Origin of the sequence: Geodermatophilus tzadiensis (assembly GCF_003002915.1) — a bacterium.
In the GTDB taxonomy this organism is placed as follows: domain Bacteria; phylum Actinomycetota; class Actinomycetes; order Mycobacteriales; family Geodermatophilaceae; genus Geodermatophilus; species Geodermatophilus tzadiensis.
On the sequence record NZ_PVTG01000001.1, the window covers coordinates 310,836 to 336,034 of the forward strand.

At 76.2% G+C, this 25,199-nt stretch carries 20 protein-coding genes; 6 read left to right on the forward strand and 14 right to left on the reverse strand.

Translation table 11 applies throughout. The features are described 5' to 3' along the window. Window positions 1-64: 64 nt before the first annotated feature. Window positions 65-1,471: an NAD(P)H-quinone dehydrogenase gene (locus LY71_RS01435; protein ID WP_106275189.1), complete on the reverse strand. Its 1,407-nt coding sequence runs from the start codon at window positions 1,469-1,471 to the stop codon at window positions 65-67. Between the two features lie 115 nt (window positions 1,472-1,586). Between LY71_RS01435 and LY71_RS01440 the strand changes: the two genes are divergently transcribed. Beyond that, on the forward strand, window positions 1,587-2,042 hold the full coding sequence (locus LY71_RS01440) for a gamma-glutamylcyclotransferase family protein (RefSeq protein ID WP_106275190.1): 456 nt from the start codon (window positions 1,587-1,589) through the stop codon (window positions 2,040-2,042). Window positions 2,043-2,051: 9 nt separating this feature from the next. On the opposite strand, the gene LY71_RS01445 is transcribed toward LY71_RS01440, so the two are convergent. From LY71_RS01445 to LY71_RS01475, 7 genes are all read right to left on the reverse strand, one after another. Further along, entirely contained in the window at window positions 2,052-3,260 is a 1,209-nt protein-coding gene (locus tag LY71_RS01445; RefSeq protein WP_106275191.1) for an acyltransferase family protein, read from the reverse strand. 165 nt (window positions 3,261-3,425) lie between these two features. Further along, window positions 3,426-4,433, reverse strand: coding sequence for a methylmalonyl Co-A mutase-associated GTPase MeaB (gene meaB / locus LY71_RS01450; protein WP_106275192.1), 1,008 nt, complete (start codon window positions 4,431-4,433; stop codon window positions 3,426-3,428). After that, window positions 4,433-6,640, reverse strand: a complete 2,208-nt coding sequence (gene scpA / locus LY71_RS01455) for a methylmalonyl-CoA mutase (protein ID WP_106275193.1) — start codon at window positions 6,638-6,640, stop codon at window positions 4,433-4,435. Before scpA ends, meaB begins: the two co-directional genes overlap by 1 nt. Beyond that, window positions 6,637-8,508, reverse strand: a complete 1,872-nt coding sequence (locus LY71_RS01460) for a methylmalonyl-CoA mutase subunit beta (RefSeq protein WP_106275194.1) — start codon at window positions 8,506-8,508, stop codon at window positions 6,637-6,639. Before LY71_RS01460 ends, scpA begins: the two co-directional genes overlap by 4 nt. Window positions 8,509-8,537: 29 nt before the next feature. Next, entirely contained in the window at window positions 8,538-9,800 is a 1,263-nt protein-coding gene (locus tag LY71_RS01465) for an amidohydrolase (RefSeq protein ID WP_106275195.1), read from the reverse strand. Beyond that, a complete protein-coding gene (locus LY71_RS01470; RefSeq protein ID WP_106275196.1) occupies window positions 9,797-11,002 on the reverse strand; it encodes a glutamate--cysteine ligase in 1,206 nt (401 codons plus the stop codon). Before LY71_RS01470 ends, LY71_RS01465 begins: the two co-directional genes overlap by 4 nt. A gap of 47 nt (window positions 11,003-11,049) precedes the next feature. Continuing rightward, window positions 11,050-12,543 carry an insulinase family protein gene (locus tag LY71_RS01475; RefSeq protein WP_146146038.1) on the reverse strand — a complete coding sequence of 498 codons (1,494 nt, stop codon included), beginning with the start codon at window positions 12,541-12,543 and terminating at the stop codon, window positions 11,050-11,052. 119 nt (window positions 12,544-12,662) lie between these two features. Between LY71_RS01475 and LY71_RS01480 the strand changes: the two genes are divergently transcribed. The 4 genes from LY71_RS01480 to LY71_RS01495 are packed head-to-tail and all read left to right on the forward strand — an operon-like array spanning window position 12,663 to window position 16,602. Next, window positions 12,663-13,475: a purine-nucleoside phosphorylase gene (locus LY71_RS01480; protein ID WP_106275198.1), complete on the forward strand. Its 813-nt coding sequence runs from the start codon at window positions 12,663-12,665 to the stop codon at window positions 13,473-13,475. Then, window positions 13,472-14,290, forward strand: coding sequence for an NAD-dependent epimerase/dehydratase family protein (locus LY71_RS01485; protein ID WP_106275199.1), 819 nt, complete (start codon window positions 13,472-13,474; stop codon window positions 14,288-14,290). Before LY71_RS01480 ends, LY71_RS01485 begins: the two co-directional genes overlap by 4 nt. After that, a complete protein-coding gene (locus tag LY71_RS01490) occupies window positions 14,287-15,906 on the forward strand; it encodes a phospho-sugar mutase (RefSeq protein WP_106275200.1) in 1,620 nt (539 codons plus the stop codon). The genes LY71_RS01485 and LY71_RS01490 overlap by 4 nt, the downstream gene beginning before the upstream one ends. 9 nt (window positions 15,907-15,915) lie before the next feature. Continuing rightward, window positions 15,916-16,602 (forward strand): haloacid dehalogenase type II, encoded by a 687-nt coding sequence (locus LY71_RS01495; RefSeq protein WP_211297084.1) that lies wholly within the window; start codon window positions 15,916-15,918, stop codon window positions 16,600-16,602. Window positions 16,603-16,713: 111 nt separating this feature from the next. Here LY71_RS01495 and LY71_RS01500 read toward each other — a convergent pair whose 3' ends face one another. The 6 genes from LY71_RS01500 to LY71_RS01525 form a co-directional block, all read right to left on the reverse strand. Further along, window positions 16,714-17,604, reverse strand: a complete 891-nt coding sequence (locus LY71_RS01500; protein ID WP_106275202.1) for a Gfo/Idh/MocA family protein — start codon at window positions 17,602-17,604, stop codon at window positions 16,714-16,716. Between the two features lie 2 nt (window positions 17,605-17,606). After that, on the reverse strand, window positions 17,607-18,230 hold the full coding sequence (upp, locus tag LY71_RS01505; protein ID WP_106275467.1) for a uracil phosphoribosyltransferase: 624 nt from the start codon (window positions 18,228-18,230) through the stop codon (window positions 17,607-17,609). Between the two features lie 87 nt (window positions 18,231-18,317). Next, window positions 18,318-19,583 carry an NAD(P)/FAD-dependent oxidoreductase gene (locus LY71_RS01510; protein ID WP_106275203.1) on the reverse strand — a complete coding sequence of 422 codons (1,266 nt, stop codon included), beginning with the start codon at window positions 19,581-19,583 and terminating at the stop codon, window positions 18,318-18,320. Continuing rightward, window positions 19,580-19,999: a GtrA family protein gene (locus LY71_RS01515; protein ID WP_106275204.1), complete on the reverse strand. Its 420-nt coding sequence runs from the start codon at window positions 19,997-19,999 to the stop codon at window positions 19,580-19,582. Before LY71_RS01515 ends, LY71_RS01510 begins: the two co-directional genes overlap by 4 nt. Beyond that, window positions 19,959-20,966 carry a glycosyltransferase family 2 protein gene (locus LY71_RS01520; protein WP_106275205.1) on the reverse strand — a complete coding sequence of 336 codons (1,008 nt, stop codon included), beginning with the start codon at window positions 20,964-20,966 and terminating at the stop codon, window positions 19,959-19,961. Before LY71_RS01520 ends, LY71_RS01515 begins: the two co-directional genes overlap by 41 nt. Continuing rightward, entirely contained in the window at window positions 20,963-24,046 is a 3,084-nt protein-coding gene (locus tag LY71_RS01525; protein WP_170121175.1) for an arabinosyltransferase domain-containing protein, read from the reverse strand. The genes LY71_RS01520 and LY71_RS01525 overlap by 4 nt, the downstream gene beginning before the upstream one ends. 155 nt (window positions 24,047-24,201) lie before the next feature. On the opposite strand from LY71_RS01525, the gene deoC reads away from it, so the two are divergent. Continuing rightward, entirely contained in the window at window positions 24,202-25,197 is a 996-nt protein-coding gene (gene deoC / locus LY71_RS01530; RefSeq protein ID WP_106275207.1) for a deoxyribose-phosphate aldolase, read from the forward strand. The last annotated feature ends 2 nt before the right edge of the window (window positions 25,198-25,199 follow it).

Sequence of the window (25,199 nt, forward strand, 5' to 3'; positions counted from 1 at the left end):
GGGCACCATCGGGGACCCGCCCGTCACACCGGTCCCGCCCGCCCCGTCCCGGGCGTCCCGTGCGTCACGCCAGCGCGTCGGCCCTCATCAGCCGCCGGCCGGCCTCGGTGATCGAGCCCGACAGCGACGGGTAGATGGCGAAGGTCTGCGCCAGGTCGCTGACCGTGAGGCCCTTGGTGACCGCCAGCGCGATCGGCAGGATCAGCTCGCTCGCGCCCGGCGCGACGACCACGCCGCCGACCACGACGCCGGTGGTCCGGCGGGCGAACAGCTTGACGAAGCCGGCGTGCAGGTCGCTCATCTTGGCGCGCGCGTTGGTGGCCAGCGGCAGCCGGACGACGTCGAGGTCGTGGCCCTCCGGCAGCGTCTTCTCCTGGACGCCGACGGTGGCGATCTCCGGGTGGGTGAACACGTTGGCCGCCACGGTCTTCAGGCGGATGGGCTGCACGGCCTCCCCCAGCGCGTGCCACATGGCGATCCGCCCCTGCATGGCCGCGACGCTGGCCAGCTGGAAGACCCCGGTGACGTCGCCGGCGGCGTAGATCCCGGGCACGTTGGTGCGCGAGACCCGGTCGACGACGACGTGCCCGGACTCGCGCAGCTCCACGCCGCACGCCTCGAGGTTGAGGCCGGCGGTGTTGGGCACGGTGCCCACGGTCATCAGCGCGTGCGAGCCCTCGACGGTGCGGCCGTCGGTGAGCTCGACGAGCACGCCCTTCTCGGTGCGGGTGACGCCGGCCGCGCGGCCGCGCTCGGCGATCCGCCCGCCGCGCGCCTGGAAGACCTCGGCGATGACGTCGGCGGCGTCGGCGTCCTCACCGGGCAGCACCTGGTCGCGGGAGGAGACGAGGGTGACCGGCACGCCCGCCTCGAGGTAGCCGGAGGCGAACTCCGCGCCGGTGACGCCCGAGCCGACGACGACGAGGTGCTCGGGCATGTCCTCGAGCTCGTAGAGGTCGCGCCAGTCGAGGATGCGCTCGCCGTCGGGCTCGCTGCCGGGCAGCACGCGCGGGTCGGCGCCGGTGGCCACGAGGACGACGTCGCACTCGAGGGTCTCGAGGACCGCGCCGTCGGGACCGAGCACCTCGACGCGGTGCTCGACCAGCCCGCGGACGTCGTCGGCGAGGCGGCCCTGCCCGGCGACGATCCGCACGCCCTCGGCGGAGAGCCGGGCGTGGATGTCGGCGGACTGGGCGACCGCCAGGCCCTTGACCCGGTGGTTGACCGTGGGGAGGTCCAGGCCGACGGTGGCCAGGTCGGTGCCGCGCAGGCCGAGGACGGCCGAGTCCCGCACCGAGGTCATCGTGCCCGCGGCGGCGATGAGGGTCTTCGACGGCACGCAGTCGGTGAGCACGCTCGCCCCACCGAGGCCGTCGCGTTCGACGACGGTGACCTGCGCGCCGAGCGAGGCGGCCACCAGCGCGGCCTCGTAGCCGGCCGGGCCGCCGCCGATGATGACGATGCGGGTCATGGGGGATCTCCTGCGTCGCGGTGCGGGTGTGGCCCCCATCGTCCCAGCCCGGGCGCGATGTGTCGGCAGGCTCACGGGTCGTGCGGGCCACACCGGCCCGTAGGCTCGGGCGTCGATGGCTCTCTACGCCGCCTACGGGTCCAACATGGACCCCGAGCAGATGCTGCGCCGCTGCCCGTCCTCGCCGCACGTGGGCACGGGCTGGATCCGCGGCTGGCGGCTGACCTTCGGCGCCGAGGAGTACGGCTGGGAGGGCGCGCTGGCCACCCTCGTGCCCACCGACGACGACTCCCCCGGCGTCTTCGTCGCCCTCTACGACCTGACCCCGGCCGACGAGCGCACCCTCGACGCCTGGGAGGGCGCCGACCGCGGCCTGTACCGCAAGCTCAACCTGCGGGTGCACACCCTCGGCGGGGACGCCGTCGCCTACGTCTACGCGCTCGACGCCTTCGAGGGCGGGCTGCCCTCGGCCCGGTACCTCGGTGCGATCGCCGACGCCGCGCAGGCCGCCGGCGCGCCCGACGACTACCTCACCGAGCTGCGCGCCCGGGAGTGCCGCACGAGCTTCTGACCCGGCCGGTCAGGGGACGGGCAGGCGGGCGTCGCGCGCCCCGCGCGGGTCCGGTGTCCGCGCGACGCCGGGGCGCCGCGCGGGCAGCGGCGGCAGCGGAGGCCGCGGCACGGCGGTGGAGCCGCGCGGCCGGGGCGGCACGGCGGGGCCGGCGGCCGCGGCCCGCGGGGCGCCGTCCAGCACCCGGCCGAGATCGCGCTCGACGGCCCGGCGCAGCCGCCCGCCCAGGGGCCGCTCGACGAAGCGGTGCACGGCGTACGCCACGGCGAGCACCGTCGCGGTGACCGCGGCGAGCACGGCGTAGGCCGGCAGCACCGGGGCCAGCAGGTGGATGAGCACCCAGCCCGGGAACTCGTGCACGAGGTAGAGCGGGTAGGTCAGGGCGCCCAGGGTGGTCAGCCACCGCCAGTCCAGGTCGGCCACCCGGGCCGTCGTGGCGACCACCAGCGCCCCGACGCAGGCCGCCAGCAGCACGGCGAGGGCGCGGAAGGACACCCCGGCGCCGGCGATCGCGACCGACCACGGGATGTAGTACGACCAGCAGACCCACAGGGCGAGCAGGACGTTGAACCCCAGCAGCAGCCCGGCGGCCGTGCCCCACCCCTCGCGCCGCACGAGGTGGAGCAGCAGCCCGACGCAGAAGAACGGGGCGGCGTTGGGCTCGAGCAGCGTGACCAGCAGGCCGGTCCCCGTCTGGGCGGCGAGCGCCCCGAGCAGCGGCCAGGCGAGGCAGAGCAGCAGCACCCGCTCCCGGGTGAACCCGGCGAGGCCGACGAGCGCGAGCAGGGCGTAGAACTTCAGCTCCACCCACAGCGTCCAGAAGACGCCGTCGACGTGGCCGACGCCGAAGGCCTGGTGGAGCATCGTCAGGTTGAGCACCACGCCGTGCAGGCCGAGGTCCTCCCAGACCGGCACCAGCGGGACGACCCAGAGCACCCCCGCGACGAGCAGCACGGCGACCCAGTAGGCGGGGAACAGCCGGCCCACCCGCGACGCGACGAACGAGTGCACCGGGCGGCCCCAGGCGCTCATGAGCACCACGAAGCCGCTGATCATGAAGAACAGGTAGGGCGCGAAGCCGCCGTAGACGGTCAGCCGGCTCAGCGTCGGGAAGACCTCGCGGACGCTCTCGCCCCACCCGGGGTTGTCCCGCCCGGTGTAGTGGAAGGCGACCACCGCCGCGGCCGCCGCGAACCGCAGCCCGTCGAGTGCCCGCATCCGCCCGACCGCCGGGACTCCTCCCTCGCGCACCACGCCCCCGTCCCCGCCGGGCCTCACCCGGTCGACGGCGGGACGCTAGCCGCGGCCGCGCCGCCGGCGGAGCCGACCCGCCCGGGCCCGGGACACCGGCGCGCCGGGTGTGACCAGCGGGTCGCGAGCGCCTCAGGAGGACGCCGGCGTCCCGCTCCCGGGGCTGCCGAGGAAGGTCTCCAGCAACTGCCGGGCGGCCAGCGCCGGGGTGAGCTCACCGGCCAGCACCGCCTTCTCCAGCTCCGGTGCCGACGAGCGGACGGCGGGGTGCGCGCGCAGCCGGTGCTCCAGGCCGTCGCGGACCAGCTGCCAGGTCCAGCGCACCTGCTGCGCGCGGCGGCGCTCGTCGAACGCGCCCGAGGCGCGCGCCCGGTCCTGGTGCTCGACCACCTTGGCCCACACCGCGGCCAGCCCCTCGCCGGTCAGCCCGGCGCAGGTGAGCACGGGCACGTCCCACTCGCCGTGCCCGCGCAGCATCCGGATCGCCCCGGCCAGCTCGCGGGCGGCCTTGCGCGCGTCACCGGCGGCCGGGCCGTCGGCCTTGTTGACGGCGATGACGTCGGCGATCTCGAGGATGCCGCGCTTGATGCCCTGCAGCTGGTCGCCGGTGCGCGCCAGCGTGAGGAACAGGAAGGAGTCGACCATCTCGGCGACGGTGACCTCCGACTGTCCGACGCCGACGGTCTCCACCAGCACGACGTCGTGGCCGGCCGCCTCGACGACGACCATCGACTCCCGCGTCGCCTGCGCCACCCCGCCGAGCGTCCCGGCGGTCGGCGCCGGCCGGATGAAGGCGGCCGGGTCCACCGACAGCCGCGCCATCCGGGTCTTGTCACCGAGGATCGACCCGCCCGAGCGCGCCGACGACGGGTCGACGGCGAGCACCGCGACCCGGTGGCCGGCCGCGGTGAGGTCCACCCCGAGCTGGTCGATGAACGTCGACTTGCCCACGCCGGGCACCCCGGAGATGCCGACCCGGCGCGCGTTCCCGGCGTGCGGGGTGAGCTCGACGAGCAGCTCCTGGGCCCGCTCGCGGTGGTCGGCGCGGCGCGACTCGACCAGCGTGATGGCGCGGGCGAGCGACCGCCGGTCCCCGCCGAGCACCCCCTCGACGAGCGCCGGGACGTCCGGTGCCGGCATCAGTGCCCGAGACGCGAGGACAGCGTCCGCAGCAGCTCCTGCGCCGCCTCGGCGATGACCGTGCCCGGCGGGAACACCGCGGCCGCGCCCATCTCCCGGAGGGTCGGGACGTCGTCGGGCGGGATCACGCCGCCGACGACGATGAGCACGTCGTCGGCACCGAGGTCGGCGAGCGCCTGCTTCAGCGCCGGCACCAGCGTGAGGTGACCGGCGGCCAGCGACGAGACGCCGACGACGTGCACGTCGGCCTCGACCGCCTGCCGGGCGACCTCCTCCGGCGTCTGGAACAGCGGGCCGACGTCGACGTCGAAGCCGAGGTCGGCGAACGCGGTGGCGATGACCTTCTGCCCGCGGTCGTGGCCGTCCTGGCCCATCTTGGCCACCAGGATCCGGGGACGGCGCCCCTCGGCCTCGGCGAACGCCTCCGCCATCCGGCGGGTCTCCTCCACCGGGCCCGAGCTGCCGGCCTCGTCGCGGTACACACCGGAGATGGTGCGCACCTGGCCGGCGTGCCGCCCGTAGACCTCCTCGAGCGCGTCGGAGATCTCCCCCACCGTCGCCCGGGCCCGCGCCGCGTCGACGGCGAGCTTGAGCAGGTTCGCGTCCAGCTCGCGCCCGCGCCGTCCCTCCGCGGCGGCCCGGGCGGCGTCGGTGAGCCGGCGCAGGGCGTCCCGGACGGCGGAGTCGTCGCGCGAGGCGCGCAGCTCCTCGAGGCGCGCCTTCTGCTGGGCCAGCACGTCGGCGTTGTCGACGCGCAGCACCTCGATCGCCTCGTCGGCCTCGACCCGGTACTTGTTGATGCCGATCACCGGCTGGCGGCCGGAGTCGATGCGCGCCTGGGTGCGGGCGGCGGCCTCCTCGATGCGCAGCTTCGGGATGCCGTCGTCGATGGCCTGGGCCATGCCGCCGTGCTCGGCGACCTCCTCGATGTGCGCCCAGGCGCGGCGGGCCAGGTCGTAGGTCAGCCGCTCCACGTACGCCGAGCCGCCCCACGGGTCGATCACCCGCGTCGTCCCCGACTCCTGCTGCAGCAGCAGCTGGGTGTTGCGGGCGATCCGGGCGGAGAAGTCGGTGGGCAGCGCGAGCGCCTCGTCGAGGGCGTTGGTGTGCAGCGACTGCGTGTGCCCCTGCGTGGCGGCCATCGCCTCCAGGCAGGTGCGGACGACGTTGTTGTAGACGTCCTGCGCGGTCAGCGACCAGCCCGAGGTCTGCGAGTGGGTGCGCAGCGACAGCGACTTGTCCTTGGTCGCGCCGGCCTCCTTCACCAGCCGCGCCCACAGCAGCCGCCCGGCGCGGAGCTTGGCGACCTCCATGAAGAAGTTCATGCCGATGGCCCAGAAGAAGGACAGCCGCGGCGCGAACGCGTCGACGTCCAGGCCCGCAGCCTTGCCGGCCTGCAGGTACTCGACGCCGTCGGCGAGGGTGTAGGCCAGCTCCAGGTCGGCCGTCGCCCCGGCCTCCTGGATGTGGTAGCCGGAGATGGAGATCGAGTTGAAGCGCGGCATCTCCGCCGAGGTGAAGGAGAAGATGTCGCTGATGATCTGCATCGACGGCTTCGGCGGGTAGATGTAGGTGTTGCGGACCATGAACTCCTTGAGGATGTCGTTCTGGATGGTCCCCGTGAGCTGCTCCGGCTTCACCCCCTGCTCCTCGGCGGCGAGCACGTAGAGCGCGAGCACCGGCAGCACCGCGCCGTTCATGGTCATCGACACGCTCATCCGGTCCAGCGGGATGCCGTCGAAGAGCTGCCGCATGTCCAGGATCGAGTCGATCGCCACCCCGGCCATGCCGACGTCACCGACCACGCGCGGGTGGTCGGAGTCGTAGCCGCGGTGGGTGGGCAGGTCGAAGGCGACCGACAGGCCCTTCTGCCCGGCAGCGAGGTTGCGCCGGTAGAACGCGTTGGACTCCGCGGCGGTGGAGAAGCCCGCGTACTGGCGGACCGTCCACGGCTGGGTCGTGTACATCGTCGGGTAGGGCCCGCGCAGGTAGGGCGGCAGGCCCGGGTAGGTGCGCAGGAAGTCCAGCCCGGCCAGGTCGGCGGGGGTGGCCAGCGGCGGGACCGCGATGCCCTCGGGCGTCTCCCAGGTCGCCTCCTCCACGCCGCGGCCGGTGGCCTCCTTGAACGCCTTCGCCCAGTCGTCCGCACCGGCGCGCGCGGCCGGGCGGCCCAGCTCGATGCCACCGAAGTCCGGGATGTCGCTCATGCCGTCACTCCCACCTGCTCGTGGACCGTCCTCAGCACGTCCAGCGCGTCGCACCCGGCGTACACGTACCCGTCGACGCCGTCCACCCCCAGCGACGGCTTGCCCGCCAGCCACACCTGCCCGGCCCCGGCGGCGCGGAGCTCCGCGGCGAGGGCGGCCGCCGACCGGGCGTAGTCGGCGTCGGTGCCGCAGATGCAGGCCACCGTCGTCCCGGCGTCGGCGAACCCCGAGGCGCCGTCGCCGGCCGGGGTCTCCACGCCGCCGGCCTGGAACAGGTTGCCGGCGAAGGTGGCCCGCGCGGTGTGCCGGGCGACCGACCCGAGGGTGGCCAGGTAGACCCGCGGGCGCGAGGGCGCGGCGTCGGCGCGGTCGCGCAGCTCCTCGTACTCCTGCGCCGCGCGCACCCGCGGCAGGCCGCCGGTGGGGTGCAGGTCGGCCGCGGGCTGCCGCTCGGGCAGCTTCTCGGCCAGGTTGGGGAACTCGCTGACGCCGGTGATCGCGTCGGCGCGGGTGGCCAGCCGCCTCGCCCGGGTGTCCCAGGCGGCGGCCAGCCGGTCGCGCACCAGCCCCGAGGACAGCGCCGCGGCCAGCCCACCGGCCCGCTCGACCTCGGTGAACCACGTCCACGCGGCCTGCGCCAGCGACTCGCTGAGCGACTCGACGTACCAGGAGCCGCCGGCCGGGTCGAGCACGCGGGCCAGCGAGGCCTCCTCCACCAGCAGGTTCTGGGTGTTGCGGGCGATCCGGCGGGAGAAGGCGTCGGGCAGGCCGAGGGCGGCGTCGAAGGGCTGCACGGTGACCGCGTCGGCCCCGCCCACGCCCGCGGCGAAGCAGGCGACGGTGGTCCGCAGCATGTTCACCCACGGGTCCCGCCTCGTCGTCATCACCGACGACGTCACCGCGTGCTGGCGCTGCGCGCGGGCGGCGGGTGAGGCGCCGCTGACCTCGCCCACCCGGTCCCACAGCCGGCGGGCCGCGCGCAGGGCCGCGATGGTCGTGAACTGGTCGGCGCTCGCCGAGTAGCGGAACTCGAGGCGGCCGAACGCCTCGTCCACCGGCAGGCCCGCGTCGGTGAGCGCCCGGAGGTAGGCGACACCGGCGGCCAGCGAGCAGCCCAGCTCCTCGACCGCGGTGGCCCCGGCGTCGGCGTAGACGGTGGCGTCGACGACGACGGTGCGCCAGCCCGCGGGCGTGCGGCGGGCGAGGTCGGCCAGGCCGGTGAGGTCCTGCTCCTCCCCGGACGCGGCGTGCACGCCGAGCGGGTCGAGGCCCAGCGAGCCGCCGGGCGCGAGGTCGGTGCGGTCGCCGACCAGCGCCAGCAGCGCCTCCGCCGCCGGGAGCCCGCCGGAGACGGCGACCGGCGCGAGGTCGAGGTAGACGTCGGCGAGCACGTCGGGGAGCGCCCCGACCGGCACCGCGCCCTCGCCGAGCACCAGCCACAGCGAGGTGACGCCGTTCTCCAGGTCGGCCGCGACGGCCTCCCGGGTCACGGCGACGTCGGGGTGCGCGTGCCGCTGCCGGACGTCCCAGCCCGCCGGCACCCCGCTGTCGGGCGACGCGCCGGCCCGGGCACCGCGGACGTAGGGCGGCAGGCCCGGGACGCCGACCGCGGTGGGCAGGTCGCCGGCGTCGTCGGCGTCGTAGAGCGGGGCCACGGCGACGCCGGTGGCCACCGTGCGGCGCAGCGCGTCCTCGACCGGGTCGGGCAGCTCCTCGCGGCCGGCCTTGCGCAGCACCCCGGCGACCAGCTCGCGCCACCGGTCGCGGTCCACCGGCGGGAAGTCCCCGGCCAGGGAGAGCTCGTCGGGCACCGCGTGCTCGGCGGGGACCTCGTCCTCGCCCGGCGTGGCCGTGTGGGTGGCACTCATCGGCGGACTCCTCCCAGTAGGGGACCGTTCTACCGGCGTTCCCCCGGCCGCGGGCGGGCGGGGTGCCCGGGTGCGGGTGCACCGGCGGCGGGGCCGGTGGTCCCGGCATCGGCGGCCAGGGCCTGCAGCGCGGCGCGGACCATGAGCCGCAGGCCCACCCCGATCGCCCGCTCGTCGACGTCGAAGGTGCCGCGGTGCAGGTCCAGGGGCGCCCCGCCGCCGTGCGTGCCCAGCCGGGCCAGCGCGATCGGGACGACGTCGGCGAACCAGCCGAAGTCCTCCCCGCCCATGCTCTGCGGCGTCGGGCGCACGCCCTCCGGGCCCACCGTGGCCAGCGCCGCGGTGCGCAGCAGCGCCACGGTGCGCGGGTCGTTGACCACCGGCGGCACCCCGGGCACGTAGTCGACGTCGACCTCCGCGCCGGTGGGGGCGGTGACCTGCTCGACCAGCCGGCGCAGCAGCGCCTCGGCGGTCTTCCACTCGTCGCGGTCGAGCACCCGCACGGTGCCGCGCAGCAGGCCGCGCTGCGGGATGGCGTTGGCGGCCACCCCGGCGTTGACCGCGCCCCACACCAGCGACATGCCCGCCCGCGGGTCCACCTGCCGCGAGAGGAGTCCGGGCAGGTCGGTGATCAGCCGGCCCAGCGCGTCGACCAGGTCGACGGTCAGCTGCGGCCGGGCGGTGTGCCCGCCGGGGCCGGTGAGGGTGACGTCGAGCCGGTCGCAGGCCGCGGTGATCGAGCCGGTGCGCAGCCCCACCGCCCCCACCGGCGTGGCCGGGTCGCAGTGCAGCGCGAACGCGCGGGAGGCGCCCTCGAGCACGCCGGCCTCGACCACGTGCAGCGCGCCGCCGGGCACGGTCTCCTCCGCGGGCTGGAACACGCAGCGCACCGTGCCGGGCAGGTCGTCGAGGTCGGCCAGCGCGAGCGCGGCGCCCAGCACGACGGTGGTGTGCACGTCGTGGCCGCAGGCGTGGCACATGCCCTCGCGGGTGGAGGCGTAGGGGACGTCCTTGAGGTCGGCCAGCGGCAGGGCGTCGATGTCGGCGCGCAGCACGACGGTCGGCCCCTCCCCCGAGCCGACGTCGACCACCAGGCCGGTCCCACCCGGCAGCCGGCGCGGCGCCAGCCCGCCCTCGGTGAGCTGCTGCTCGACGTAGGCCGTCGTCTCCACCTCGGCGTAGGCCAGCTCGGGGTGCGCGTGCAGGTGCCGGCGGACGGCGACCAGCTCGTCGGCGTGGCCGGTCACCCACGCGTCCAGGCCGGCGGCCAGCTCCTCGGGGGTGCGGCTCATGCGGCGTGCCCGCCGGCACAGGACGCCGGGCCGGGGACGGGTCCGTCGGGCCGGGTGGCCGGGCCGGTCGCGGGGAGGCCGTCGCGCATCTCGGCCAGCAGCCCGTCGACGACGGCGCGCAGGTCGCCGCCGGACTCCAGCGCCGCGGCGCGCTGCCGCTGGTAGGAGGCGCCGACGGCGAGCACCTTCTCCACCCCGGCCAGCTCGGTCTCGCAGCCCAGCCGACGGGCGACGGGGGTGAGGTCCTCGGCCAGGTCCAGGATCGCCTGCCGGACCGGACGGACCGTGCCCTTCTCGTCGACGACCACGTCGGCGTCCAGGCCGTAGCGGGCGGCCCGCCACTTGTTCTCCCGGAGCACCCAGCTCGGCGGGGTGGGCAGGGTGTAGCCGCGGTCGAGCTGGCCGTCGAACTGCTCGACGAGGCACTGGGAGAGCGCCGCGACGACGCCGATCTCCTCGAGGGTCGGCAGGCCGTCGCAGATCCGCAGCTCCACGGTGCCGAAGCCCGGGTGCGGGCGGATGTCCCACCACACCTCGCGCACGCTCTCGATGGAGCCGGTGGAGATGAGCGTCTCCATGTAGGTCTCGAAGCCCGACCAGTCGGCCAGCTGCGTGGGCAGCCCCGCCGTCGGCATGCCCTCGAACACCTTGCTGCGCGCCGAGGCCAGGCCGGTGTCGCAGCCGACCCAGAACGGCGAGGACGCCGACAGCGCCAGGAAGTGCGGGACGTACTGGGTGAGCGCGTTGACGATCGGCATCGCCTTGTCCGGCGAGCGGACGCCGACGTGCACGTGGACGCCGAAGATCTGCAGCCGCCGGGCCAGCCACTGCATCCGCTCGACCAGCTGCAGGTAGCGCTCCTTGGGCGAGATCAGCTGGGTCTGCCAGTCGGTGAACGGGTGGGTGCCCGCGCACATCAGCCCCAGCCCGCGCCGGTCGGCGGCGGCGGCGACCTCGGCCACCGTGCCGGCGAGGTCGGCGGTGGCCTCCTCGACCGTGGTGCAGACCCCGGTGATGACCTCCACGGTCGACTGCAGCAGCTCGTGCTTGGCCTTCGGGTGCTCCTCGGCACCCTCGGGGCAGATCTCGGCGAGGATCTCCGTCGCGCCCGCGGTCAGTTCCCGGCTCTGCCGGTCGACGAGCTGCAGCTCCCACTCGACGCCCAGGCTGGCCCGCTCGGAGGAGGCGAAGGGGATCTGCACCCCACGAGGATAGGGAGGTCCGCCGCTCGCGACCCCCTGGAACGGCGTCAGACCGCGGCGAGCTCCGCGGCAGCGGCCACCGGCCGGCCCAGCAGCAGCGACGGGGGCACCCGGGAGGTGGCTGCGGCGAGCACCGCGGCCACCGCCCGGCGGCCGTGCCTCGCGGGGTGCACGGTCACCGCGCACAGGTCACGGCCGACCACGGACACCCCGGCGCCGTCCTCGGTGGGCACCAGCGCCTCCACCCGCGACCACGGGATCCCGTGCACGTCGCCGTCGGCGTCGCGGTGGGCCAGCCCCTCCTCGGAGACCACCAGCACCACCCGCGCGGCCGGGTCGAGCAGCCGCCGGTGCAGCGGCGGGCGGAACCGCGCCCCCTCCGGCAGCGCCGGCAGCACGCCGCACAGCGGGCGGCGCGGCACCCGGGGGTCCGGCCCGTCCCAGGTGGCGGTGTCCGGCACGGTGAGCACCGCGGTCGGCTCGGCCCGGCGCAGCGCCGCGGTCACCGCGGCCGGGGTCACCGCACGCCAGGCGGCGAGGGTCTCGGCGGCGGTGCGGAACGGCAGCCCGACCGCGGCGCAGTACGCCGCGTCGGCGAGCTCGGTGCCGGCGGCGTCCTCGTCGTCGAGCTCGGCCTCCAGCCCGGCGACGGCGTGCGCCACCTCCTCCGGCGCCGGGCCGTCGGCGCACAGCTGCGCGAAGCTCGCCCAGAGCAGCTCGGCCACCTCGGCGTCGCGGCCGGTGCGGGCGTCGACGACGACGGCCACCTCCCGCCGGTCGGCGGCGAGGTCGAGGATCAGCGAGTCGACGGCGTAGCTGAGGCCCGAGGCGTGCCGGGCGCGCTCGCGCACCCGCTCCTGCAGGACGTCGACGCCGACTGCCAGTGCGGCGTCCGCCGGGGAGTCGGTGGCCAGCAGCAGGCCGACGCCGGGCGCGTCGGTGCGGGTCCACACCGGCCCGTCCTGCGGTCGCGGCACCGGCGTCCGGCGGGCCGGGCGGGGGCCGGCGGGCAGCGGCAGCCGCAGCCCGGAGGGCAGCGGGCCGTGGCACCACAGCGCCGCGTTGCCGCGGACGAACCAGCGGGCGGCGTGCGCGCGCACCGTCTCCTCGTCCAGGTGCTCGGGGCCGGGGCCGGCCGAGACGGTCAGCCCGGGGCCGGCCAGCCCGTAGCGGGCCGCCCACAGCGCGCTGACCGTCGAGGAGCCGGTGCCGCAGCCCTCGGCCTGCAGCACGCCGGCCTCGGCGGTCATCCGCCCGGTGGGCAGGTCGGCCAGCGCGCGGCAGATCCCCTCGAGGAACGCGCCGACCGCCTCCGGCCGGCCGGTGGCGAAGAAGGCGGTGCTGTCGACGTCGGTGACCGCGTTGCAGCGCAGGTGGGTGCGCGGCAGCGCGGCCATCGCCAGGTGCTCGACGAGGTGGGTCACCTCGATGGTCGCGAACGTCTCGTCGCGCAGGCCGACGCCGAAGACCAGGGCCGCCGTGGTCCGCTGCCGGCCCCCCGCGGTGAACACCGGGACGCCGTCGATCTGCGTTCGCTGCACGCGGCCATCGTCCGGGGCGACCCGGCCGCCGTCCCCGGCCGACACGCGGCCGGGACGGGTGGGGCGGGTGCGGCGAGGGGCTGCGCCGCCGCCCGGCGGAGTCGGGTTAGCGTCGACGGGTGAGCGATCGCCGCCCCGGACCCGACCCCGCCTCCCTGGCCCGCACGGCCGCCGACGACCTCGGCTCGGCCCTCGGGGAGGGGCACGACACCGCCGTGGTCATGGGCTCGGGCTGGGCGCCCGCCGCCGACGCCTTCGGCCCCGCCGACTCCGTGGTGGGCATGGGCGAGCTGCCCGGCTTCGCCGTGCCCACGGCCCACGGCCACGGCGGTGAGATCCGTTCCGTGCGCGTCGGGCGGCGGAAGGTGCTGCTGTTCCTCGGGCGGACGCACCTCTACGAGGGCCGCGGCGTCGACGTCGTGGCGCACGGCGTGCGCACCGCCGCGGCCGCGGGCGTGCGCACCGTCGTCCTCACCAACGCCGCCGGCGGCCTGTCGCCCGACCACCGCGTCGGCCAGCCGGTGCTCATCAGCGACCACCTCAACCTCACCGCCCGCTCGCCGCTGGTCGGCGCGACCTTCGTCGACCTCACCGACCTGTACTCGGCGCGGCTGCGCGGCCTGGCCCGCGAGCTCGACCCGTCGCTCACCGAGGGCGTCTACGCCGCGCTGCCCGGCCCGCACTACGAGACGCCGGCCGAGATCCGCATGCTGCGCACGCTGGGCGCCGACCTGGTCGGCATGTCCACCGCGCTGGAGGCGATCGCCGCCCGCGCCGCAGGTATGGAGGTGCTCGGCCTGTCGCTGGTCACCAACGCGGCGGCCGGCGTCACCGGCGAGGAGCTCGACCACCAGGAGGTGCTCGCCGCGGGCCGGGCGGCGGCCGGCCGGCTCGGCAGCTTCCTCGTCGACCTGCTGGGCCGGCTGCCGTGAGCGGTCCGGTCCTGGTGACCGGCGCGGCGGGGCGGATCGGCACGGTGCTGCGGCAGGGGCTGCCCGAGCGCGGCTGGCCGGTCCGCAGCCTCGACGTCGTCGAGCTGCCCGAGCCGCGGCCGGGCGAGGAGACGCTGGTCGCCGACGTCACCGACCTCGGCGCGCTGACCGCCGCCACCCAGGGCGCGGCCGCCGTCGTCCACCTGGCCGGCGTCTCGGGCGAGTCCACCTGGGCCGCGGTCTCCTCCGCCAACATCCAGGGCACCTGGACGGTCCTCGAGGCCGCGCGGCGCACCGGCGTCGCCCGGGTCGTGCTGGCCGGCAGCAACCACGCCACCGGTTTCACCGGGCGCCCGGCGTCGGGCCCGCTCGCCGAGCACGACGGCCCCTCGCGGCCGGACACGTTCTACGGCGTGACGAAGGTGGCCGTGGAGGCGCTGGGCTCGCTCTACGCCGACCGCTACGGCCTCGACGTCGTCTGCCTGCGCATCGGCACCCAGGCCCCCGAGCCGCCGACGACGCGCGCGCTGGCCACCTGGCTCTCGCCGCGCGACACCGTCGCCCTGGTCGACGCCGCGCTGCGCGCCCCCTCCCCCGGCTTCCGGGTGGTGTGGGGCACCTCGGCCAACACCCGCGGCTGGTGGGACCTCACCGCCGCGCGCGAGCTGGGCTACGAGCCGCAGGACGACGCCGAGAGCTTCGCCGCGGCCCTGGTCGCCGCGCACGGCGAGCCCGACCCGGCCGACCCGGTGCACGCGCGGGTGGGCGGCGAGTTCACCCTGCCGTCCTACGACGCGGACGGGCTCTCCTCGTGACCGTGCTCGACGCCGCCCGCTCCTGGGCCGCCGAGGACCCCCACCCCGGCGACCGCGCCGAGATCGAGGCGCTCGTCGCGGCCGGGGACACCGCCGAGCTCGCCCGCCGCTTCGCCGGGCCGCTGACCTTCGGCACCGCCGGGCTGCGCGGCCCGCTGCGCGCCGGGCCGGCCGGGATGAACGCCGCCGTCGTCACCCGCGCCGCCGCCGGCCTGGGCACGTGGCTCACCGCGGCCGGGCACGGCGGGGGAAGCGTGGTGGTCGGCTTCGACGCCCGGCACCGCTCCGACGAGTTCGCGCGGGTCACGGCGGCGGTGCTGTCCGGGGCCGGGTTCGCCGTCCGGGTGCTGCCGCGGCCGCTGCCGACACCGGTCCTCTCCTTCGCCGTCCGGCACCTGGGCTGCGTGGCCGGCGTCATGGTGACCGCCAGCCACAACCCGCCGCAGGACAACGGCTACAAGGTCTACCTCGCCGACGGCGCGCAGCTGGTGCCCCCGGCCGACCGCGAGATCGAGACCGCCATCGCCGCCGTCGGCCCGGCGCGGGAGGTGCCGACGTCCGACGCGTGGGACACCCTCGGCGACGACGTCGAGGCCGACTACGTCGCCGCCGTCGTGCGGGCCCTGGAGCCCGGGCGGGTGCCCGGCCGCGACCGCCTCGTGGTGGCCTACACCGCGATGCACGGGGTCGGCGCGGCCACCACGCGGGCGGTGTTCGCCGCCGCCGGGCTCGCGCCGCCGGTGAGCGTGCCGGAGCAGGACTCCCCCGACCCGGCGTTCCCGACGGTCGCCTTCCCCAACCCGGAGGAGCCGGGCGCGGTCGACCTGCTGCTCGCGCTCGCCGAGCGGTCCGGCGCCGCGGTCGCGATCGCCGAGGACCCCGACGCCGACCGGTGCTCGGTCGTGTGCGACGGCCGCCAGCTCACCGGCGACGAGGTGGGCGCCCTGCTCGCCGACTGGCTGCTGCGCCGCGGCGTGCGCGGCACCTACGCGGCCTCGCTGGTCAGCGGCTCGCTGCTGCACGCACTGGCCGGGGCGCACGGCGTCCGCTTCGCCGAGACGCCGACCGGGTTCAAGTGGATCATCCGGGCCGGCACCGACGACGAGCCGCTGGTGTTCGGCTACGAGGAGGCGCTGGGCTACGCGGTGACGCCGGGCGTCGCCCGGGACAAGGACGGCATCTCCGCGGCGCTGGCCGTCGCGCTGCTGGCCGCGGAGCTGCAGGCCGACGGGCGCACGCTGGTCGACCGGCTCGACGAGCTCGCCGTCGAGCACGGGCTGTTCGCCACCGGCCAGCTCTCGGTGCGGGTGGAGGACCTCTCGCTCATCACCGACGCGATGGCCCGGCTGCGCGCCACCCCGCCGGCCCGCCTGCTCGGCCGCGCGGTCACCGCCGCCGACCTGCTGCACGAGGACCCGCCGGTCGACGCCGTCCGGCTGCTCGGCGACGGGGTGCGCGTGGTGGTGCGGCCCAGCGGCACCGAGCCCAAGCTCAAGGCCTACCTGGAGACCGTCGTCCCGGTGCACGACGACGCCGGCGTCATCGCCGCCCGCGGCCGCGGCATGGACGAGCTCGACCAGCTGCGCGGCGAGATGGCGCACGCGCTGGGGCTCTAGACCGTGGACGTGCGGGCGCTGGTGTTCGACGTGTTCGGGACCGTCGTCGACTGGCGCGGCGGGGTGGCCCGCGAGGCGGCCCGGCTGCTCGGCCCGGACGTGGACGCGGCCGCGTTCGCCGACGCCTGGCGGGCGCGCTACGTGCCGTCGATGCAGCGGGTGCGCTCCGGCGAGCGGCCGTGGGTGGTGCTCGACGCGCTGCACCGCGAGTCGCTGCCGGCGGCGCTCGCCGAGGTCGGCGTGGACGGCGTGCCGGACGACGTCGCCGACGAGCTGGTCCTGGCCTGGCACCGCCTCGACCCCTGGCCCGACGTCGTCGCGGGGCTGACCCGGCTGCGGCGGTCGTACCTCCTGGCGCCGCTGTCCAACGGCGGGGTGCGGCTGTCGGTCGACCTGGCCCGCCGCGGCGGGCTGCCGTGGGACGCGGTGCTCGGCGCCGAGGTGGCCGGGCACTACAAGCCCGACCCCGAGGTGTACGACTCCGCGCCGCGGCTGCTCGACCTGCCGCCGTCGGCGGTGTGCATGGTCGCCGCCCACGGCGACGACCTCACCGCCGCACGGGCGCGGGGACTGCGGACGGCCTACGTGCACCGGCCCGGCGAGTTCGGCGGCCTGCGCACCCCGCCGGCCACCGATCCCGACGCCGACCTGAGCGTCGGCTCCCTCGAGGAGCTCGCCACCGCGCTGGGCTGCTGAGGGCCCAGGCCGCGAGAGTGCAGTCGTCGCCGTCCGCGGCGGCGTGTCCGCGCGTGTCGGCGGCCACGACTGCCCTCTCGGCGCGGGGCCCGACCGCGTGCGCGCCGCGGCTCAGGCGGGCACGGGCTCCCGGCAGCCGGAGGCCAGTGCCCGCTGCGCGGCGGCCAGCACGACGACGACCTCCCGGCCGAAGCCGACGTCGCACGGGTGCGCGCCGCCGGTGAGCGCCGCCGCGGAGAGCTCGTCGACCGCCGCGGTCAGGGAGGCGACCGGGCTCTCGGTGTCGGGCAGCAGCACCAGCCGGCCGGCGTCGCCGTGGACGGAGAACTCGACGCCCGTGGCCAGCGGCGCCACGGTGTGCGACAGCGTGACGGTCGAGGCCACGCCCGGGGTGGCGTGCTGCAGGACCAGGTGCACGGTGTCGCCGACCCCCGCGCCCGCCTGCACCGACACCACCGGGCCCAGCGCCGGCACCAGCAGCGACAGCGCGTGCGGGCCGATGTCCCACAGCGCCCCGTGCCGGCGGCGCCAGGCCGAGTCGAAGGGGCTCCCGGCCAGCGCGGACAGCCAGGAGGCGGCGCCGCCGGCCAGCCGGGTGCGGCCGGCCTGGGCCAGCCAGGTCGTCGTCTGGGCCTGGAAGCGGAACGTGAAGAACACGACCGAGGCGACGCCCGCCGACCGCGTCGCCGTCACCACCCGGTCGGCCTCCTCGACGGTCAGCCCGATCGGCTTCTCCAGCAGCAGGTGCCGGCCGGCGGCGGCCGCCTGCTCGGCGAGGGGGACCTGCACGTCCGGCGGGACGGCGACGGTCACCGCGTCGACCTGCTCCAGCAGCGCGGCGAGGTCGTCGGTGCCGGGGACGTCGAACTCCGCCCCGGCCTCGGCGGCCTTCCCCGCGTCCCGCCCCCAGATGCCGACGAGCTCGGCGGTGGGGTGCCCGGCGATCGCCGCCGCGTGGACGATGCGGGCCCAGTGACCGGTGCCGAGGACCGCGAAGCGCACGGTCAGACCGCGCCGAACTGGCGGTCGCCGGCGTCGCCGAGCCCGGGGACGATGTAGGCCTGGTCGTCGAGGCCCTCGTCGACGCTGGCGGTGAACACCCGCAGCGGCAGCCCGCTCCGCTCCAGCCGCTCGAGACCGGCCGGGGCGGCGAGCGCGCACAGCACGGTGATCTCGGTGGCGCCGCGGTCGGTGAGCAGCGTGCAGCAGTGCACCAGCGAGCCGCCGGTGGCCAGCATCGGGTCGAGGACGAACACGTGCCGGCCCACCAGCGACTCCGGCAGCGAGGCCATGTACGCCTCGGGCTGGAAGGTGACCTCGTTGCGGGCCAGGCCGACGAAGCCCATCTGGGACTCCGGCAGCATCCCGTGCGCGGTGTCGGCCATGCCCAGGCCCGCCCGCAGCACCGGCACGATCAGCGGCGGCGCGGCCAGCCGGTAGCCCGTCGTCGTGGTCACCGGCGTGGTGATCGACTCCTCGGCCACCTGCAGGTCGCGCGTGGCCTCGTAGACCAGCATCTGGGTCAGCTCGCGCAGCGCCGCCCGGAACGCGGCGTTGTCGGTCCGCTCGTCGCGCATCCGCGACAGTCGGGCGCGGGCCAGCGGGTGGTCGACGACGGTCAGCTGCACGGGCGCCACCGTATCGGGCCCCGCCGGGGGGCTCCTCCGACCACGGCGCCGACCCGGAGGCACGGTGGAGGCCCGACGCGGTCGCCGTCAGCGGAAGTACTGCTGCACCACCCGGCGGGCCATCGCCACGGCGTAGCTCTGGCCGCGGTCCTGCGGGTAGATCTGCGACATGGTGGCGAGCACGACGCCGGGCATCGAGGTCTCGTGCGGGGGGATCGACTCCCGGTAGGCCGGGGTGACCACCGGCTGGGCGAAGCCGGCGCGGGAGAAGTGCCAGTCCTGCACCCAGGACAGCTCGAAGTCGGGGTTGAGCCGCTGGAGCCAGGGCTCGTACCGCTGCAGCAGCTCGGCGGGGTCGGTGGTGAAGCGCCAGTCGTCGCGCGGGACGTAGTTGCCGACGTAGACGACGTGCCGCCCGCCGTACTCCGACGTCGGCACCATCCGGGTGTGCTCGACGACGGCCAGGAACGGCGCCGACGGGTCGTTGACGTTGAGCCAGTAGTACGGGATGACGCTGCGGTCGCACTCCAGGACGAAGCAGGTGGCGCCCAGGTACTCGGCGCGGTGCAGGACGTCGTCCTCCGGCGCGCCGGTCGCCCGGGCGAACGCCGGCTGGGGGACGGTGACGAGGACCCGGTCGAACTCGGCGCGGGCGCCGTCCTCGGTGGTCACCTCCACCGGCCCGGCCGGGTCGGGCTGCGCGATGTGGGCCAGCCGCCGTCCGGTCTCCACCCGGCCGCCGCGCTCCTGCACCGAGCGCAGCAGCGCGGTGTAGACCTGGTGGAAGCCGCCGTCGAGGTACCCGAGCTTGAACGTGCGGAAGTGCACCCGCGCCCACAGCCAGGCCATCGAGATCTCCGGTGCCCGCGCGCCGAACTTGCCGACCAGCAGCGGCTCCCAGATGACGTCGGCGGCCCGCCGGCCGGCCCAGCGCTGCACCCACTCCAGCGCGCGCCGGTCCCCGAACCGCTCGCCGTCGCGGACCGCCTTGAGCAGTGCCGACGACGCTCCGAAGCGGACCCGGTCGGCCAGCCGCAGCGGCGGGAAGGCGAGCATGTCCCGGGGCGTGGAGAAGTCGTGCAGCACGCCGTCGTGGTAGATCCCGGTCGTCGTCGCGTGGAAGCGCAGCTTCGGGGCCAGACCCAGCTCGCCGATCAGGTCGATCATCGCGCGGTCGCTGGCGAAGATGTGGTGGTAGTAGCGCTCCAGCGGGGTGCCCTGCACCTCCAGCGACCCGGCCAGCCCGCCGATCTCGTCCGCGCCCTCGAGCACGGTGACCTCGTGGCCGTCGGCGGCCAGGTCGTGCGCCGCGGTCAGGCCGGTCGCGCCGGCGCCGATGATCCCGATCCTCATCGGAAGCTCCACCTCTTGTTCAGCAGGAACTGCAGGACGGCCACGACCGGCAGCGACACCACCTTGACCACGTTGGCGTCGACGCCCAGCCAGGTGTGGAAGACCAGCAGCAGCACGGCCACCAGCCCGATGCCGACCAGGCCCACCGCGTAGAAGCGGAGGAACCGGCGCAGCATGCCGTCGCGCACGCGGAAGTTCAGGTAGCTGTTCAACAGGAAGTTGTTGGTGATCCCGGCCGAGGTGCTGAGCACCGTGGCGAGCTGCTCGTGCAGGCCGAGGACGTTGTAGAGCAGCAGGAACAGGACCAGGTCCAGCAGCACACCGGAGACCCCGATGAGCTGGTACAGCACGAAGCTGCGGTACCGCCGCCAGGCCTCACGTGCCGGTCCCCCGAGCCGGCTCGTCCCCGTGGTCACGCCCGATCACCTCCTGGACGACGTAGAGCGGACGCGCCTGCACCTCGGTGTAGATCCGGCCGACGTAGGAGCCGATCACCCCGAGCGACAGCATCTGCACCCCGCCCAGGAACAGCACGACGATCATCAGCAGCGTCCAGCCGGGGACGGAGATCTCCGGCAGGAACAGTCGCACACCGAGGGCGTAGACGATCCCCAGCAGCGCGATCACCACGGTCACCAGGCCCAACCGGGTGATGAGCTTCAGCGGCACCGTGGAGAAGCTGGTCACCCCGTCGGCGGCCAGCCGCAGCATCTTCGTCAGCGGGTAGTTCGTCTGCCCGGTGACCCGCTCGTCGCGGTTGAACGGCACCGCCACCTGCTCGAAGCCGAGCGAGGCCACCAGCCCCCGCACGAAGCGGTTGCGCTCCCGGTGCGACCGGAGCAGGTCGGTGGTCGTGCGGTCGGTGAGCCGGAAGTCCCCGGTGTCCACGGGGATGTCGATGTCGGCGAAGCGGCGCAGCAGCCGGTAGTAGGCGTGGGCGGTGAGCCGCTTGGTCAGGGTGTCGCGGCGGCTGCGCCGCTGGGCGTAGACGATCTGCGCGCCGGCCTCCCAGGCCGCGATCAGCTCCAGGCTGACCTCGGGCGGGTCCTGCAGGTCGGTGTCCATGACGATCACCGCGTCCCCGGGGGCCTGGTCGTACCCGGCCGTGATCGCCATCTGGTGGCCGAAGTTGCGGGACAGGTCCACCACCCGGACCTCGGGACAGGACGCGGCCAGCTCGCGGAGGACCGCCAGCGAGCCGTCGCGGGAGCCGTCGTTGACGTACACGAACCGGAAGTCCAGGTCGGGCCGGGCCCGGGTCGCGGCCACCAGCCGGGCGTGGAACTCCCGGATCCCGGCCTCCTCGTTGTAGACCGGCAGCACGTAGGAGACGAGCCGCCGCGGCGCGCCGTCGGCTCCCCCGCCGGGGACCTCGGCCGTCACCGGTCGCCCTGCCAGCCCCAGAGCTGCACCTGGTCGGTCCTCCGGTCGTACGCGTCGCGGGCCATGCGGTAGTCGAGCAGCTGCACGCTCCCCCAGTCCTCCTGCGCGGTGCCGGCCAGCCGGCTCGGGGCCTCCTGCCGGGCGGCGAGGGCGATCCCGGCGAAGCTGCCGCCCTGGCCGGGGGCGTAGGCGATCGCGGCCAGGCCGCTGTAGGCGCTGGGGGCGGCGAGCAGCACGTCCGGGGTCTCGGCGAGGCCGTCGGCGACCACCGGGACGTCCCGCACGCAGGGGAAGTGCCAGGACAGCGGCCACTCGGGCAGCACGGTCCCCCGGCCCGCGAGGAACTCCTGCAGGCCCTCGGCGCTGCGCACCCGCGGCCCGGTCACGGCCAGCCAGCCGCCGGCGTCGGTGGCGGCGTCCGTGGCCAGCACGCGGACCCGGTCCGCGCCGGCGGGGACGGCGTCGGCCGTGACGGAGAGCGGGCGCCACGCCGAGGCGCCCGCCGCCCCGTCACCGAGCGGACGGCGCTCCAGCGCGGTCACGCCCCCGCCGTCGTCGGACCGGCCGAACTCCAGCTCCAGCACGTTCGCCCCGCCCGTCCGGCCGGCCGCGGAGACGGTGAGGTCCTGCTCGCCGGACAGCGCCGGCAGGGCGAACCACGCGCTGGTCAGGGTGCCGGTGGACAGCTCGCCGCCGTCGAGGCTGCCCCACACGGAGGTGGCCGGGCCCGAGCCCGGCGCGGCGGGGGGCGGGGACGACGACGGCCACCCGCCGCCGCTGACGAAGCCCGCCACCGCGTCCTCGCCCGCCGTCGGCTCCAGCGGCCCGTCGGGGTCGTCGGCGAGCACCTGCACGGCGTCGGCCAGCCCGCAGGTGTCCCCGGTCACGGCCGCCAGGTTGACCGCGGTCAGCGAGTAGCTGCCGGCCGCGGCCTGCCGCAGCGGCGCCACGGTGAAGGTCCCGACCAGCACCAGGACGCCGGCGGCCAGGCCGGCCGCGGCGAGCGGGACGGGCAGCAGGACGGCGGCGGTCGCGGCCCTCCCCCGGCCGGGCCGCCACCGCAGCCGGACGACGACGGCGGCCGCGACGGCCGCGAGCAGGAGCCAGGGCACGGGGTTGCCCAGGGGGACCCCGAGGGGGCGCACCGGCACGTCCCGGTACGGGAGGCCGTAGTCGGAGTACAGGAACCAGCCGTTCGCCCCGGAGAGGCCCACCCCGACCGCCAGCGCCAGCAGCCCGGCGCCGACGAGGCCGATGGCGACCACCCCGCGGTCGTGCGCGCGCTGGCGGGCGCTCTGCACCAGCAGGACGCCGGCCACCACGAGGAAGGGCACGGCCAGCCCCACCACCGCGCCGAAGTGGTGCGTCCACTTCGACGGGGTCAGCGCCAGGACCACGAAGGCGAGCGCCGTCGAGCCCGCCACCAGGTGCGCGGTCGGGGCGACCCGCGGTCGCGGGAGCCGGCGGGCGAGCAGCAGGCCGGTGACGACCAGCAGGGCGAGGGTGACGAGCACCGGCACGCGCTTGGTCGTGGTGCCCTGACCGCCGCCGTTCATCAGCGCGGCGTACCGGACGACCTCCTCGTACCAGGCGAGGTTCGGCCCGATCCGGGTGTGCAGCTCCGTCGCCTTCGCCACGCCGTGCCAGGACTGGTCGGCGAACATCACGACCAGCCCGGTGCCGGCCAGGCAGCCCAGCAGCGCGACGCGCCCCAGCAGGGGCGCCCAAGCGCCGCCGGTGCCGGCGCGCAGCGTCCGCCAGGTGCGCGGGAGCAGCACCAGCACGGGCGCGAGGACGACGACGCTCGAGGGCGTGACCGCGACCGCGACGCCGGCCACCAGCGCCGCCGCCCCGATCGTCGGCAGCGGGCGGCGGGCGCCCGGCGCGGTGCCGCGCAGCAGCAGCGCGAGCACGCTCGCCGCGGCCAGTGCGACGAACGGCTCGGGCCGCACGCCGAGGTCGAACGGGAGCCACCACGCCAGGAAGCACAGGGCGGCCGCCCACCGGACGACGGGGCGCCGGCCCAGGCCCGGGAGGGCGGCGCCGAGCACGCCCCGGCTGACGACGAACCAGGTGGCCACGCCGGCGAGGTAGCTGGGCAGCCGCAGCCAGACCGGCTCGAGGGTGAGCGCGACCAGCGGTTCGACGAGGCGCTGCACCAGCGTGAACGGCGCCTCGGAGGCGTTCATCCAGTGGTAGTAGTTGCCGACGTCGCCGCTCTCCAGCGCGTTGCGGATGGTCATCGTCGCGTAGCCGTCGTCGTCGGTCTGCGGCGCGATGAGGACCCACCCGCTCAGCACCGCCACCACGGCGACGTCGGCCAGCACGCGCAGGGCCCGCCGGGGGACGCGCTCCCGCGCGACGCGGGCCGCCTGGGGGCCCTGCCGCGCCAGCAGCGCCAGGGAGAGCAGGACGAGCAGCGCGTGACCGGCGATCACCGCGGTCTTGAGCGTGCTGGGCCGGCTCTCGAACCAGGTGCGCGTGCGGGCGGTGACGGTCGTGTCGGCCGCCTGGTCGGGGTCCAGGTCCGTGACGAAGGCGAACACGTCGGGGACCGGCTCCCCCGGCAGCGCCGTCGGCGGCGCCGACCCGCTCGCCACCGTCGTGCCCGCGTCGTCGGCGTCCACCCGGACGTCGCAGCCCGTCGCGGCGGGCGCCTCGTCGCGGACCAGCCGCCCGCCGACCAGCACCTGCAGCCGCCCGCCCTCGGTGGCGACCACCAGCGCGGACGTCGACCCGCCCGGGGGCGCCACCGTGGTGGCCACCAGCGTGGTGCGCTCCGAGCGGCCGAGGCCCGCCTGGACCGCCGGGCACGGGACCGCCACGTGCAGCTCGGCCGGCCGGTAGGGCACGAAGAAGGCGGTGGTGGAGACGGGCTGCTCCCCGGCTGCGGGCCAGCTGACCACGGTCCGGTCGGCCACCACCGGCGCGAGCGGCACCGCCAGGGCCAGCACGGTGCCGAGCAGGCCGACCAGCAGGGTGAGCGCCGTCCACAGCCGTGCCCGGGAGGCCGGGGGACGCCGGTCGGGGACGGGCTCGCGGAGCGCGTCGTCCGCGGTCGGCGACAGAGTCCTCGACACCCGGGGCCTCTCGATGGGGAGCGCGGTCCGGGGAAGGCTAGCCGACGTCCCGTCGTCCCCCGGGCAGCGAACGGGACACGGCCGGTGGGACCGGGCGCGCACCCGAGCGGGTGTGCGCTGCCCGGCGCGGGACCCGCGCGGGAGAGAATGCGGACATGACCCACGTGCTCGACCCCGGGACGCTGGCGGCCGGGACCCGGCCCGGTCCGGGGCCCGGGACGGCGTTCGACGACGTGACCCGCTCCGACGCCGCCCTCCGCGCCTTCCTGCACGGCCTGCCCGGCGTCGACCAGGTGGGGGCCGAGCAGCGCGCCGCCACCCTCGGCACCCGCTCGATCAAGACCACGGCCAAGGCCTGGGCGATCGACACCGCGATCTCGATGGTCGACCTGACCACCCTGGAGGGTGCCGACACGCCGGGGAAGGTCCGCAGCCTGGCGGCCAAGGCCCGCCGTCCCGACCCCACCGACCCGACCGCCCCGGCGGTGGCCGCCGTCTGCGTCTACGGCGACCTCGCCGGCGTCGCGCGGGAGGCGCTGGCCGGCACCGGCGTCCACGTGGCCGCCGTGGCCACCGCGTTCCCCAGCGGCCGGGCGAGCCGGGAGGTCAAGCTCGCCGACGTCCGTGACGCCGTGGGCAACGGCGCCGACGAGATCGACATGGTCATCGACCGCGGCGCGTTCCTCGCCGGCCGCTACCTCGAGGTGTTCGAGGAGGTCGTCGCGGTGAAGGAGGCGTGCGGGGGCGCGCACCTCAAGGTCATCCTCGAGACCGGCGAGCTGGTCACCTACGACAACGCCCGCCGCGCCTCGTGGCTGGCGATGCTCGCCGGCGCCGACTTCGTCAAGACCTCCACCGGCAAGATCTCCCCCGCCGCGACGCTGCCGGTGTGTCTGGTGATGCTCGAGGCGGTCCGCGACTTCCGCGCCGCCACCGGCCGGCAGGTCGGCGTCAAGCCCGCCGGCGGCATCCGCACCACCAAGGACGCGATCAAGCACCTGGTGCTGGTCAACGAGACCGTCGGCGCCGACTGGCTGTCCCCCGACCGGTTCCGCCTCGGCGCCTCCAGCCTCCTCAACGACCTGCTCCTGCAGCGGCAGAAGCTGCGCACCGGCCACTACTCCGGCCCCGACCACGTGAGCGTCGACTGACC